This window comes from Streptomyces sp. NPDC103540 (genome assembly GCF_055584445.1).
In genome coordinates, this window is sequence record NZ_JBVJMA010000001.1 from 541813 (window position 1) to 555142 (window position 13330).

Sequence of the window (13330 nt, forward strand, 5' to 3'; positions counted from 1 at the left end):
ACGGACGGGCAGCCGGGCGGGCGGGCAGCCGGGCGGGCGGGCCCCTACCGGGCCGTGTCCTCGCGGGCCGCCGAGGTGAACGTCATGTCCGGGTAGCGGTCCCCCGCCACCCGCGCGGCCACGGGCTCCAGCAGGGCCAGCTCCGCGTCCGTCAGGGTGATCCGCGTCGCGGCCGCGTTCTCCACGACCCGGCCCGGCCTGCGGGTGCCGGGGATCGGGACCACCGTCAGGCCGTGCACGGACGCCCGCTGCTGCACCCAGGCCAGCGCGATCTGCGCGGGCGTCGCCCCGTGCGCCGCCGCGACCTCGCGCACCGGGGCCAGCAGGGCCGCGTTCGCCCGGGCGTTGTCCCCCGTGAAGCGGGGCTGCGCCGCCCGGAAGTCACCGGGCGCCAGCTCCGCGGCCGCGTCCGCGAACGCCCCCGCGAGGAAACCCCGACCCAGCGGCGAGTACGGCACGAAGGCCACGCCCAGCTCCGCCGCCGCGCCCACCGCGCTGCGCTCCACGTCCCGGCTGAACAGCGACCACTCGGACTGGAGCGCCGCGATCGGGTGCACCGCGTGGGCCTCGCGCAGTTCGGCGCCGGTGACCTCGCTCAGCCCGAGGTGGCGCACCTTGCCCTCCCGCACCAGCTCGGCCATCGCCCCCACCGACTCGGCGAGCGGCACCGCCGGGTCGCGCCGGTGCATGTAGTAGAGGTCGATCACCTCCACCCCCAACCGGCGCAGACTGGCCTCGACGGCCCGCCGGACGTAGGCGGGGTCGTTGCGGATCCCCCGGTAGGTCGGGTCGTCCGCGCGCCGCTCCAGGGCGAACTTCGTCGCCAGGGTGATCCCGTCGCGGTGCGCGGCCACGAAGGGGGCGAGGAACTCCTCGTTCGCCCCGCTGCCGTAGGCGTCCGCCGTGTCGAAGAGGGTGACGCCCGCTTCGAGCGCCGCGTCCAGGGTGGCGCGCGCCGCCGCCTCGTCGGTCTCCCCGTAGAACTCGCTCATGCCCATGCAGCCGAGGCCCTGGACGCCCACGACCGGTCCGCCCGCGCCGAGTTCGACCCGCGCGAGGGGCGCCCCGGGGTCGTTCTCCGCGCTCCGCGCATGCTGCGCCCGCTGCGTCTCTCGCGTCTTTCGCGTCATCACTGCGCCTTCCCCGTGGCCGTCCTCCCGGATGCCCCGGAGTACGTGCCGATCTTGAAGTCCAGTACGCCGAGCGCGTCCGTCAGCTCCGCGATCCGCGCCCGCACCTCGCGGCGCGTGCGCTCCAGCAGCTCCCGACGCTCGGCGAAGGTGTGCTCGCCCTCACGGACCAGTTCCGCGTAGCGGACCATGTCCGCCACCGACATTCCGGTCGCGCGCAGCTTCCCGACGAACTCCAGCCAGCGCAGGTCCCTGTCGCTGAAGCGGCGCTGCCCCGAGTGGGAGCGGTCCACGTGCGGCATCAGGCCGATCCGCTCGTACCAGCGCAGGGTGTGCTGGGTCAGACCGGTTCGGGCCTCGACCTCGCTGATCGTGTACCGGGTGTCCGTGAGGCTCATGGGCCCCACGCTAAAACCCTTGAGTGCACTCCAAGCAAGTAGGCTCGGCCGCATGGAGAGCCTGGAACCCGTGAACAGCATGGCAAGCCTGCGGACCGTCGAGACCTGGCCGGTGCCGACCGCCGCCGTGGCCGTCGTCCGCGCGGACGGGAGCCTGGCCGGCGCGCACGGCCCCGTCGACCACCGCTTCGCGCTCGCCTCGGTCACCAAGCCGCTCGCCGCGTACGCGGTCCTCGTCGCGTACGAGGAGGGGGCCGTCGAGCTGGACGAGCCGGCCGGACCGGAGGGGTCGACGGTCCGTCACCTCCTCGCGCACACCAGTGGCCTGGCCTTCGACGAGCACCGCGTGACGGCCCCGCCCGGACAGCGCCGGCTGTACTCCAACGCCGGTTTCGAGGCCCTGGGCGACCACCTCGCCAAGGCCACCGGCATCCCCTTCGCCGAATACCTCCACCAGGCCGTCTTCGAGCCGCTGGGCATGACCTCCTCCACCCTGGACGGCTCCCCCGCCAAGGACGGCGTGTCGACCGTCTCCGACCTGGTGCGCTTCGCCGCCGAGCTCCAGGCGCCCCGCCTGCTCGACGTCCGGACCGTCGCCGAGGCCACCTCCGTGGTCCAGGGCGGCCTCAAGGGCGTCCTGCCCGGCTACGGGCACCAGTCCCCCAACGACTGGGGCCTGGGCCTGGAGATCCGCGACGGGAAGTCCCCGCACTGGACGGGCCTGACCTCCTCGCCGCGCACCTTCGGGCACTTCGGCCAGGCCGGCACCTTCCTGTGGGTCGACCCGGACGTCCGCGCCGCGTGCGTGGCCCTGACCGACCGGCCCTTCGGCCCCTGGGCGGTGGAGGCCTGGACCCCCTTCACCGACGCCGTCCTCGCGGAACTGCGCGCCGCCGCGTAGGCCCCCGGGACCCGCCGGGCCCCGCCCGCCCCGACCCGCAGCCGGCGGCGGCCGGCTACGCGGGGAGTTCCCAGATCAGCAGCTCCCCCGGGGACCCGGCGGTGATCTCCAGGCCGTCGCCCTCGCCGGTGATCCGCACCGCGTCCCCGGGCCCGAGCTCGACCCCGTCCAGCCGCAGGTCCCCGCGCACCACGTGCACGTAGACCCGCTCCGCGCGCGGTACGGGGATCCGCTCGCCCGCGCCCGGACGCCGCACCCGCAGCACCGCGCCGGCCGCCGGGACCTCGTAGGGGGAGCCGTCCGCGAGGTCCCGTACGACCTCGTACGAGGGCTCCCCGCCGGCCGTCAGGGGCGCCAGCCAGGTCTGCACGAACCGCAGGGGCACCCCGCCGTCGTTGCGCTCGACGTGCCGGGCCCCCGATCCCGAGCCGAGCCGCTGGACGTCGCCGGGGCCGACCCGGCCGGTGTGTCCCGTGGTGCTGTCGCGGTGGGTGAGCTCGCCCTCGATCACCCAGGTCACGATCTCGGTGTGGCTGTGCGGGTGCTCGTCGAAGCCGGCGCCGGGGGCGAGCAGCTCCTCGTTGCAGGCCAGCACCGGCCCGAAGCGGATGTTGTCCGGGTCGTAGAACGACCCGAAGGAGAAGGCGTGTCGGGTGGTGATCCCGGCGTCCCGGTCCCCTCCCTCGTAGCGGTCGGCGGCGCGGCGTACGTCAATCATGGTGGTCACGGTAGCCCGCGGCGACGGGGCCGGCGGGAGACCCGCGTCCGCGCCGGGGCGCCGATAAGGCAGTCTTGTCCCGTGCCCCAACCCGAACGCGAGCATTCCCACGAGACCGGCGTCCGTCCCGCGCATCCGGCCCACCCCCACGCCGCGACGCTGCGCCGGCTGGAGAAGTCCTCAGGCCGGCTCGCCGCCAACGCCATCGCGCGCATGGACGAGAACCTGTCGTGGTACCGGGCCATGCCACCGGAGAACCGGTCCTGGATCGGCCTGGTCGCCCAGGCCGGCATCGCCGCGTTCACGGAGTGGTTCCGCCACCCCGACACGCCGCAGGCGATCTCCACGGACGTCTTCGGGACGGCGCCGCGGGAACTGACCCGGGCGATCACCCTGCGCCAGACCGTCGAGATGGTGCGCACCACGATCGAGGTCATGGAGGCCGCGATCGACGAGGTGGCGGCGCCGGGCGACGAGTCGATCCTGCGCGAGGCGCTGCTGGTGTACGCCCGGGAGATCGCCTTCGCGACCGCCCAGGTGTACGCCCAGGCCGCCGAGGCGCGCGGGGCGTGGGACGCCCGTCTGGAGTCCCTCGTCGTCAACGCGGTCCTGTCGGGCGAGGCCGACGAGGGCGCCCTGTCGCGGGCCGCGGCCCTCGGCTGGAACGCGCCGGATCACGTGTGCGTGGTGCTGGGCACCGCCCCGGACGGGGACAGCGAGCTGACGGTGGAGGCGATCCGCCGCGCGGCGCGCCACCACAAGCTCCAGGTCCTGACCGGTGTGCTCGGTGACCGTCTGGTCGTCATCGCGGGCGGCAGCGACAACCCGATGCAGGTCGCGAAGTCCCTGATCGGCCCGTTCGCGGCCGGTCCGGTGGTGGCGGGCCCGGTCGTCCCCGACCTGTTGAACGCGACGAAGTCGGCGCAGGCGGCGGCGGCCGGCCTGAAGGCGTGCACGGCCTGGCAGGACGCGCCCCGGCCGGTGTTGGCGGACGATCTCCTGCCCGAACGCGCGATCGCCTCGGATCCCTCTGCCAGGGAACAGTTGGTGGAGGAGATCTACAGACCGCTGGAGGAAGCGGGCTCGGCGCTCCTGGAGACGCTGAGTGTCTATCTGGAGCAGGCGAGCAGCCTGGAGGGGGCCGCGCGGATGCTGTTCGTGCACCCCAACACGGTGCGCTACCGGCTCCGACGTGTGACCGACGTCACCGGCTGGTCACCCTCCGATGTTCGTTCGGCGTTCACGCTGCGGATCGCCCTGATCCTGGGGCGCCTGGCCGACGGAGATCCGCAGTCCTAGACTTTTGTCGGACATCAACAATTACCCCGACGGTTCTTCGTCCCTGTCGTCACGGGCGGCGGAGACCACCCACAAGAGAGAGTGTGAGGGTGCTCGTACTCGTCGCTCCAGGCCAAGGCGCTCAGACGCCCGGCTTCCTGACTCCCTGGCTCGAACTCCCCGGCGCCGCCGAACGCGTCGCGGGGTGGTCCGACGCCATCGGGCTCGACCTTGCCCACTACGGCACGAAGGCCGACGCGGACGAGATCCGCGACACGGCGGTGGCCCAGCCGCTGCTGGTCGCGGCCGGTCTGCTGTCCGCCGCCGCGCTGGGTCCGCGTACGGCCTTCGGGGCCGTCTCGGGCCACAGCGTCGGTGAGATCACCGCCGCCGCGTACGCCGGCGTGCTGACCGAGGACGAGGCGCTGTCGTTCGTCCGTACCCGCGGTCTGGGCATGGCCGAGGCCGCCGCCGTCACCGAGACGGGCATGGCCGCCGTCCTCGGTGGCGACCAGGACGTGGTGGTCGCGCACCTGGAGAAGCTGGGGCTGACCCCGGCCAACATCAACGGCGCGGGCCAGATCGTGGCCGCCGGCACCGCGGAGCAGATCGCCGCCCTGGAGGCCGACAAGCCCGAGGGCTCCATGAAGGTCGTCGCCCTCAAGGTCGCGGGCGCCTTCCACACGCACCACATGGCACCGGCCGTCGCCACCCTGGAGGAGGCCGCACGCGCCCTCTCCCCGGCCGACCCGGCGCTGAAGTACGTCTCGAACAAGGACGGTCAGGTCGTCACCTCGGGCGCCGGTGTCGTCGCCCGTCTGGTGGGTCAGGTCGCCAACCCGGTCCGTTGGGACCTGTGCATGGAGACCTTCGCCTCGTCGGGCGTCACCGGGCTGATCGAGCTCTCCCCCGGCGGGACGCTGCAGGGTCTGGCACGGCGCGCGCTCAAGGGCGTGCCCAACGTGGCTCTGAAGACCCCGGACGATCTCGACAAGGCCGCGGCGCTCATCGCCGAGCAGTCGGCCTGAGAGAAGGAGCCCACACAGCATGTCCAAGATCAAGCCGGCCAAGGGCTCCCCGTACGCCCGCATCCTCGGTGTCGGCGGTTACCGCCCGACCCGGGTGGTGCCCAACGAGGTCATCCTGGAGACGATCGACTCGTCCGACGAGTGGATCCGTTCCCGTTCCGGCATCGCCACCCGGCACTGGGCCTCGCCCCAGGAAACGGTCGCGGCGATGTCCGTGGAGGCTTCCGGCAAGGCGCTCGCCGACGCCGGGATCTCCCCCGAGCAGATCGGTGCGGTGATCGTCTCGACGGTCTCGCACTTCAAGCAGACCCCGGCCGTCGCGACGGAGATCGCGCACCGGATCGGCGCGCTCAAGCCCGCCGCGTTCGACATCTCCGCGGGCTGCGCCGGTTTCGGCTACGGCCTGACGCTCGCCAAGGGCATGGTCGTCGAGGGGTCGGCGCAGTACGTCCTCGTCATCGGTGTCGAGCGGCTGTCGGACCTGACCGACCTGGAGGACCGCGCGACGGCCTTCCTGTTCGGCGACGGCGCGGGCGCCGTCGTGGTGGGTCCCTCGGACGAGCCGGCCATCGGCCCCACGGTGTGGGGTTCGGAGGGCGACAAGTCGGAGACCATCAAGCAGACCGTGCCGTGGGACGCCTACCTCGGCAAGGACTCCGGCGAGAAGTTCCCGGCCATCACGCAGGAGGGTCAGGCGGTCTTCCGCTGGGCCGTCTTCGAGATGGCCAAGGTGGCCCAGCAGGCGCTCGACGCCGCCGGGATCACCGCGGAGGACCTGGACGTCTTCATCCCGCACCAGGCCAACATGCGGATCATCGACTCGATGGTGAAGACCCTCAAACTGCCGGAGCACGTCACGGTCGCCCGTGACGTGGAGACCACCGGCAACACGTCGGCCGCCTCGATTCCGCTCGCGATGGAGCGGCTTCTGGCGACCGGAGCGGCGAAGAGCGGCGACACCGCGCTCGTCATCGGCTTCGGGGCGGGGCTCGTCTACGCCGCGACGGTCGTTACCCTCCCCTAGGGCCGGGAGCAGTTCCCGCCCCGTTCCACCCAGTCAGCTAGAGAAGGAGCGCCACATGGCCGCCACCCAGGAAGAGATCGTCGAAGGTCTCGCGGAGATCGTCAACGAGATCGCCGGCATCCCGGTCGAGGACGTCGAGATCGGCAAGTCCTTCACCGACGACCTGGACGTCGACTCGCTGTCCATGGTCGAGGTCGTCGTCGCCGCCGAAGAGCGCTTCGACGTCAAGATCCCGGACGAGGACGTCAAGAACCTCAAGACGGTCGGCGACGCCGCGGACTACATCCTGAAGCACCAGGCCTGAGCCTGACGAGCGTTTGTCGCCACCTGGCGGTGGCGCCGTGACAATTCAGCACCCCCTGAGACGTGGAGAAAGAATTCCTGTGAGCCCGACCAATCGCACCGTGGTCGTCACCGGTATCGGCGCAACCACTCCGCTGGGTGGCGACAGCGCTTCGACCTGGGAAGGTCTGCTCGCCGGCCGGTCCGGCGTCTCGCCCCTGGAGGGCGAGCGCTTCGCCGAACTGCCGGTCCGCATCGCCGCCCAGGCCGCCGTGGACCCGAGCGAGGTACTGCCCCGCCCGCTGGCCCGCAAGCTGGACCGCTCCGCCCAGTTCGCCGTCATCGCCGCCCGTGAGGCCTGGGCCGATGCCGGTTACACCGCTCCCGCGGGCGAGGACGAGTCCGTCGTCCCCGAGCGCCTGGGCACCGTGATCGCCTCCGGCATCGGTGGCGTCACCACTCTGCTGGACCAGTACGACGTACTGAAGGAAAAGGGTGTGCGCCGGGTCTCCCCGCACACCGTCCCCATGCTCATGCCGAACGGCCCGTCGGCCAACGTCGGCCTGGAGGTCAACGCCCGCGCCGGTGTGCACACCCCGGTCAGCGCGTGCGCGTCGGGCGCCGAGGCCATCGGCTACGCGGTCGAGATGATCCGTACCGGTCGCGCCGACGTCGTCGTCGCCGGCGGCACCGAGGCGGCGATCCACCCGCTGCCGATCGCGGCGTTCGCCAACATGATGGCGATGTCCAAGAACAACGAGGCCCCCACCGAGGCCTCCCGCCCCTACGACAAGGCCCGCGACGGCTTCGTCCTCGGCGAGGGCGCCGGTGTCGTGGTCCTGGAGTCCGCCGAGCACGCCGCCGCGCGCGGCGCCCGCGTCTACTGCGAGGTGCTGGGCCAGGGCCTGTCCGCGGACAGCCACCACATCGCGCAGCCGGAGCCCACGGGCCGCGGCGTCGCCGCCGCCCTGCGCAACCTGCTGGACAACACGCAGCTCGACCCGTCCGAGCTGGTCCACGTGAACGCGCACGCCACGTCCACCCCGCAGGGTGACACGGCCGAGCTGAAGGCCCTGCGCAAGGTCCTGGGCGACGACCTCGACCACATCGCGATCTCCGCGACCAAGTCGATGACCGGTCACCTGCTGGGCGGCGCGGGCGGTATCGAGACCGTCGCGACCGTGCTGGCGCTGTACCACCGCATCGCCCCGCCGACGATCAACATCGACGACCTGGACGAGGACGTCGACGCGGACATCGTGCGCGGCGAGCCCCGCAAGCTGCCGGTCGAGGGCCCGATCTCGGCGATCAACAACTCGTTCGGCTTCGGCGGCCACAACGTCTCGCTGGCGTTCCGTACGGTCTGACCGGGTCGCCCCCGGGCACGCACGACATGAAGGAGGCCCCCACCGGCACTGCCGGTGGGGGCCTCCTTCATGTCGTGCGCCGTCTCAGACGACCTGGTGGAGCCAGCGGACCGGGGCGCCCTCGCCCGCGTAGCGGAAGGGCTCCAGTTCGTCGTCCCAGGGCTTGCCGAGGAGCTTGGCGATCTCCGCCTCCAGGTCGGTCTCGCCGCGCGCCGAGCGGGCGAGGGCGGCGCGGAGCCGGTCCTCGGGGATGAGGATGTCTCCGTGCATGCCGGTGACGGCGTGGAAGATGCCCAGTTCGGGGGTGGAGCTGTAGCGCTCGCCCTCGGCGGTCGGGCAGGGTTCGGCGGTCACCTCGAAGCGCAGCAGGTGCCAGCCGCGCAGGGCCGAGGCGAGTTTCGAGGCGGTGCCGGCCTCGGCCTGCCAGGAGAACTCGGCTCTCCAGGTGCCGGGGGAGGCGGGCTGCCGGATCCAGTCGAGGTTCACACGCACCCCGAGCACGCCCGCAACGGCCCATTCCACGTGCGGGCAGAGCGCGCGCGGCGCGGAATGCACGTACAGAACTCCACGTGTCGTCACCGGGACCTCCAGTGTGGGACGAGGTCGGGAATAATCTCCAGAAAACGGACAGTATGTGACGTGATGTAATGTAACGGAAATTATTGGACATTGCGCTGCGGCGCTTGCGGCCGAAACGCCACGGGAAAAAGCTACCGTGCGCCAGGGGTCATGGTGTGACGTACGGTCGCTCCGAACCCGGTAAACACAGAGCATTCACTCAGCAGGACGCCCCGGGAAGGACACGGGGCGACGAGGGAGGGACCACCCGATGCGCACCACCGCCCCGCGACGCCGCGTGCGTCGGACCGTCGCGGGCGTGAGCGTGGCGACGGCCCTGCTCCTGTCGACGGTCACGGCGTGTGACGACGACAGGTCGTCACCCGAGGGGGAAAGGGGCGCGCAGGCGAGGCCGCGCTGGAACACCGCGCCCGCCTCGGTCGCCGCCGTCGGGGACTCCATCACCCGCGGCTTCGACGCCTGTTCGGTGCTGGCGGACTGCCCGGAGGTCTCCTGGGCCACCGGTACCGACCCCGCCGTCCGCTCGCTCGCCGCCCGCCTCCTCGGCGACGCCGAGGCGCCCGCCCGCAGCTGGAACCTCGCGGCCACCGGCTCGCGCATGGCAGACCTCCCGGGGCAGCTCGCGCAGGCGGCCGCGCACCGTCCGGGCCTGGTCACGGTGATGGTGGGCTCGAACGACGCCTGCCGGCCGACGGCTTCGTCGATGACCCCGGTGGCCGAGTTCCGGGCGGACTTCGAGCGCTCCCTGCGGGACCTGCGCGCCGCGTCCCCCGCCTCCCAGGTCTACGTGTCCTCCGTCCCGGACCTGCAGCGGCTGTGGGAACAGGGCAAGGACAGCCCGATGATCCGGCAGGTCTGGAAGCTCGGCATCTGCCAGTCGATGCTGGCCGAGCCGCTGTCGTCGACGGCCGGGGCCACCGCCCGGCGGGAACAGGTGCGGGCGCGGGTGGTCGAGTACAACGAGGTACTGCGCGACGTGTGCGCGCGGGACGAGCTGTGCCGCTACGACGGCGGCGCGGTCTTCCAGTACCCCTTCGCGGCGGAACAGTTGAGCCGCTGGGACTGGTTCCACCCGGGCAAGGACGGGCAGGCGCGGCTCGCGGAGCTCGCGCACCGACAGGTGACGACGGCCGAACCGCCGCGTTGACGCCCGGGCGTGGCGCGGACGTGGCCCACCCGACGGAAGGACCGGGGGCGGGTGTCAGGGCCCGCCCCCGGTCCGGTTCCGAAGGCCTTGCGACGGGCGATTTCAGGCCACTTCGACCTCGTCGTCCCTTACGGCGTGTCGTACCGCCGTCGCCGGGCCGGCCGGCTCACAGGTCGAGGGTGACCGTGAGCCGGGTGTCGGCGTGCGAGTGGGCCGCGCGGACCTCGTGCGTGCCGCCGATCCGCCGCCAGGCGCCGGCCTCCTCGTCCCAGACCTCGAAGGCCCGGGCGGGCAGCGGGATCTCGACCTCGACGCTCTCCCCGGGGCCGGCCTCGACGCCCGCGAAGGCCGCCAGCCGGCTCGCCGGGCCGCCGGCGCGGTCGCCGGCGGGGTCGCTGGCGGGGTCGCCGGCGGGGTCGCCGGCGGGCTGAGCCAGGTAGACCTGGACGACCTCCCGGCCGGGTCGGGAGCCGGTGTTGACGAGGCGGACCCGCACGGATTCGGCGGTGGCCTCCAGGGACTCGTAGGCCCAGTCGGTGTAGCCGAGGCCGTGCCCGAAGGGGTAGGCGGGGGTCACGCCCCGTGCCTCGTAGGCCCGGTAGCCGATGAAGAGGCCCTCGCGGTACTCCAGTCGGCCGTCGGTCGGTACGACCTCGGTGACGGGCGCGTCGGCGAGGACGGCGGGCCAGGTGGTGGGCAGGCGCCCGCCCGGCTCCACCGCGCCGAGGAGTACGTCGGCCAGCGCCGCCCCGCCCTCCTGCCCGGGGAACCACGACAGGAGCACGGCGGCGACGTCCTCGCGCCACGGGAGCTCCACCGGGGAGCCCGCGTTGACGACGACCACGGTGTTCGGGTTCACGGCGGCGACGGCGCGCACCAGGTCGTCCTGTCGGCCGGGCAGGCGCAGGTCGACGCGGTCGAAGCCCTCGGACTCCACGCGTTCGGTGGTGGCGACGACCACGACGGCGGTGTCGGCGGCCCGCGCGGCCTCCACCGCCTCCGCGATGAGCTCGTCGGGGTCGCGCCGGGGGCCGAGGTGGAGCAGCGAGAACATGACGGCCTTGAGCGGCAGGGCGCTCATGTCGGGGACCCGGTAGGTCAGCGAGACCTCGACGGCCTCCCCCGCGGTCAGGACGGCCCGGGCGCGCTCGCTGGGGGCGCCGAAGAAGGCCTCGAAGGGGTCGGCCTCGTCGCCCATCTCCTGGACGCCCTCCCAGAGGACCTCCCCGTCGAGGGCGAGGGCGAAGGCGCCGAGGCCGCGGGTGCCGAAGGCGTGCGGGCCGCTCTCGCGCGGCACGAAGCGGCCGGTGACCTCGATGGTGGCCATCGTCTCGTACGCGGCCCCGGCCGGCAGGTCGTCGCCGATCCACTGGACCTGGCCGCTGGGCAGCGAACCCTCCCCGATGACCGCCCCGGAGGCGTCGCGGCAGACGGCGCGCAGTTCGAAGCCCTGGCCGGCGGGGGTGAGTTCCTCGCTGGGGTCGGCGCCGATCGCGTACGTGAGGGTGCCGGGCGGGAGCGCGGCGGTGAGCCCGTCGAGCGGGGAGAGCACCCGCTCGGGGAAGACGGTGGCGCTGCCGCCGCCCAGGATGCGGGCGTCGCGGGCGGCGGCGCCGATCAGGGCGACGGTGCGGCCGGAGCCGGCGTCCAGGGGCAGGACGCCGCCGGCGTTGCGTACGAGGACGCAACCGCGGGCGGCCAGCTCCCGGGCCAGGGCCTGCCCGTCGATCGCCTCCGGGGGCTCGGCCACGACGGGCGGGGCGCCCTCCAGGAGGCCCACGCGGGCGGCGAGGCGCAGCACGTTGCGCACGGCGGCGTCGACGGCGCTCTCGGGGACCTCCCCGGCGCGGACGGCGGCGGCGAGCGCGGGGCCGTAGACGGTGGTGGGGCCGGGCATGGCCACGTCGAGGCCGCCGAGGATGTCGCCGACGGTGGAGCGGGCGGCCATCCAGTCGGAGACGTTGTAGCCGTCGAAGCCCCATTCGTCGCGCAGGACCTCGTTCACCAGGTGCCGGTTCTCGGTCATGCTCGTGCCGTTGACCCGGTTGTAGGAGGTCATGACGCCCCAGGGGCGGGCCTGGGTGACGATGGCCTCGAACGGCGCCAGGTACAGCTCGCGCAGGGCGCGCGGGGCGATGACGCAATCGACGGTGAATCGTTCCGTCTCGGCGTCGTTGCCGACGAAGTGCTTGACGGTGGTCCCGACGCCGCCGTCCTGGACCCCCTTGACGTAGCCGGTGCCGACGGCTCCGGTGAGGTACGGGTCCTCCGAGTAGCACTCGAAGTGCCGGCCGCCCAGCGGGGAGCGGTGCAGGTTCACGGTGGGGGCGAGGACCACGTGGACGCCCTTGCGGCGGGCCTCCTGGGCGAGGAGCCGGCCCGCGCGGCGGGCGAGGGCGGGATCCCAGGCGGCGGCGAGCGCGGTGGGCGAGGGCAGGGCGATCGAGGGGTCGTCGGCCGTCCAGCGCACCCCCCGGACCCCGACGGGCCCGTCGGACATCACCAGGGATCCCAGCCCGATCTCGGGGATCGCGGGCAGGGACCACATGTCCTGGCCGGCCAGGAGCCGGGTCTTGGTGTCGAGGTCGAGCTTGCCCAGTGCCGTCTCCACGGCGTGTTCGCGGGCCTGGTCACGGGTCTGATCGGCGTCGGTCACGGCCGTGCCTCCTCATCGGTGCGGGTGCGGTGCGGGTGGGGTGCGGGTGTGGTTCAGCGCGGTGCTGCGTGGCGCGATCGGTGCGATGGGAGCCATCGTGGACCCGTTCCCTGTAGAGCGGTAGGGTTCGTTATCTTTATGTGATAATCGAATGCCGTACGGTCCTGCTGGCGGTGTGCCGAGTGGCAGTGCGGAAGGAAGGGGTGCCGGGCGATGGCGCGGGCGAAGAGCGAGGAACGGCGCGGCGAGATCGTCCGCGCGGCGGTCGAGGTGATCGCGGAGCGGGGCTACCGGGGCGCCTCCCTGGGCTCCGTCGCCGAGCGCGTGGGCCTGACCCAACAGGGACTGCTGCACTACTTCCCGACCAAGGAGGCGCTGCTCGTCGCCGTCCTGGAGGAGCGCGACCGCTGGGACACGGGCGGCGGCTCCCGCGCCGCCGCCGGCGCCTGGCGGCTGGACCTGCTGGCCTCCCTGGTGGAGTACAACGCCATGCGCCCCGGCATCGTGCAGACCTTCTCGGCGCTGCTCGGCGAGAGCGTCACCGACGGACACCCGGCCCGGGAGTTCTTCACCGAGCGCTACGCGCAGGTGCGCGGCGAGATGGCCGCCGTACTGCGCGCCGAGTTCGGCGAACGCCTGCCGTCCGGGCTGACCCCGGAGCAGGCGGCCCCCCTGCTGACGGCGGTGATGGACGGCCTCCAGTACCAGTGGCTGCTCGCCCCGGAATCGGTGGACATGCCCGGCGCCTTCCGGGCGTTCCTCACTCTGCTGCGCGGCCCCGGGGCCTGACCCCGCGCCCGGCAAGGCCTCCGGGCGGGGGTT

The 13330-nt window shown here is 73.1% G+C and carries 13 protein-coding genes; 8 read left to right on the forward strand and 5 right to left on the reverse strand.

Going from position 1 to position 13330, the window contains the following annotated elements:
* Window positions 1–44: 44 nt before the first annotated feature.
* Window positions 45–1130 (reverse strand): aldo/keto reductase, encoded by a 1086-nt coding sequence (locus ACZ6ZI_RS02440; RefSeq protein ID WP_469514753.1) that lies wholly within the window; start codon window positions 1128–1130, stop codon window positions 45–47.
* Window positions 1130–1528: a MerR family transcriptional regulator gene (locus tag ACZ6ZI_RS02445; protein ID WP_363060865.1), complete on the reverse strand. Its 399-nt coding sequence runs from the start codon at window positions 1526–1528 to the stop codon at window positions 1130–1132. The genes ACZ6ZI_RS02440 and ACZ6ZI_RS02445 overlap by 1 nt, the downstream gene beginning before the upstream one ends.
* Before the next feature lie 79 nt (window positions 1529–1607).
* On the opposite strand from ACZ6ZI_RS02445, the gene ACZ6ZI_RS02450 reads away from it, so the two are divergent.
* Window positions 1608–2429: a serine hydrolase domain-containing protein gene (locus ACZ6ZI_RS02450; protein WP_469515808.1), complete on the forward strand. Its 822-nt coding sequence runs from the start codon at window positions 1608–1610 to the stop codon at window positions 2427–2429.
* A gap of 55 nt (window positions 2430–2484) precedes the next feature.
* On the opposite strand, the gene ACZ6ZI_RS02455 is transcribed toward ACZ6ZI_RS02450, so the two are convergent.
* Entirely contained in the window at window positions 2485–3147 is a 663-nt protein-coding gene (locus tag ACZ6ZI_RS02455) for a pirin family protein (protein ID WP_469514757.1), read from the reverse strand.
* An 81-nt stretch (window positions 3148–3228) separates the two neighbouring features.
* On the opposite strand from ACZ6ZI_RS02455, the gene ACZ6ZI_RS02460 reads away from it, so the two are divergent.
* From ACZ6ZI_RS02460 to fabF, 5 genes are all read left to right on the forward strand, one after another.
* A complete protein-coding gene (locus tag ACZ6ZI_RS02460) occupies window positions 3229–4446 on the forward strand; it encodes a PucR family transcriptional regulator (protein ID WP_363060869.1) in 1218 nt (405 codons plus the stop codon).
* 89 nt (window positions 4447–4535) lie between these two features.
* Window positions 4536–5453 carry an ACP S-malonyltransferase gene (locus ACZ6ZI_RS02465; protein WP_469514760.1) on the forward strand — a complete coding sequence of 306 codons (918 nt, stop codon included), beginning with the start codon at window positions 4536–4538 and terminating at the stop codon, window positions 5451–5453.
* Window positions 5454–5472: 19 nt separating this feature from the next.
* Entirely contained in the window at window positions 5473–6477 is a 1005-nt protein-coding gene (locus ACZ6ZI_RS02470; protein ID WP_363060872.1) for a ketoacyl-ACP synthase III, read from the forward strand.
* A 55-nt stretch (window positions 6478–6532) separates the two neighbouring features.
* A complete protein-coding gene (locus ACZ6ZI_RS02475; RefSeq protein WP_030227178.1) occupies window positions 6533–6781 on the forward strand; it encodes an acyl carrier protein in 249 nt (82 codons plus the stop codon).
* A gap of 79 nt (window positions 6782–6860) precedes the next feature.
* On the forward strand, window positions 6861–8126 hold the full coding sequence (fabF, locus tag ACZ6ZI_RS02480) for a beta-ketoacyl-ACP synthase II (RefSeq protein WP_469514765.1): 1266 nt from the start codon (window positions 6861–6863) through the stop codon (window positions 8124–8126).
* An 84-nt stretch (window positions 8127–8210) separates the two neighbouring features.
* Here fabF and ACZ6ZI_RS02485 read toward each other — a convergent pair whose 3' ends face one another.
* Window positions 8211–8705: a DUF3145 domain-containing protein gene (locus tag ACZ6ZI_RS02485; protein WP_030160508.1), complete on the reverse strand. Its 495-nt coding sequence runs from the start codon at window positions 8703–8705 to the stop codon at window positions 8211–8213.
* 250 nt (window positions 8706–8955) lie between these two features.
* On the opposite strand from ACZ6ZI_RS02485, the gene ACZ6ZI_RS02490 reads away from it, so the two are divergent.
* Complete coding sequence (locus tag ACZ6ZI_RS02490; RefSeq protein ID WP_363060876.1) at window positions 8956–9852, forward strand: SGNH/GDSL hydrolase family protein; 897 nt, start codon at window positions 8956–8958, stop codon at window positions 9850–9852.
* A gap of 166 nt (window positions 9853–10018) precedes the next feature.
* On the opposite strand, the gene ACZ6ZI_RS02495 is transcribed toward ACZ6ZI_RS02490, so the two are convergent.
* Window positions 10019–12508, reverse strand: coding sequence for a beta-glucosidase (locus ACZ6ZI_RS02495; protein WP_469514770.1), 2490 nt, complete (start codon window positions 12506–12508; stop codon window positions 10019–10021).
* Window positions 12509–12721: 213 nt separating this feature from the next.
* Here ACZ6ZI_RS02495 and ACZ6ZI_RS02500 point away from each other — a divergent pair, with 213 nt between their 5' ends.
* Window positions 12722–13297: a TetR/AcrR family transcriptional regulator gene (locus ACZ6ZI_RS02500; RefSeq protein ID WP_469514773.1), complete on the forward strand. Its 576-nt coding sequence runs from the start codon at window positions 12722–12724 to the stop codon at window positions 13295–13297.
* Window positions 13298–13330 lie beyond the last annotated feature (33 nt).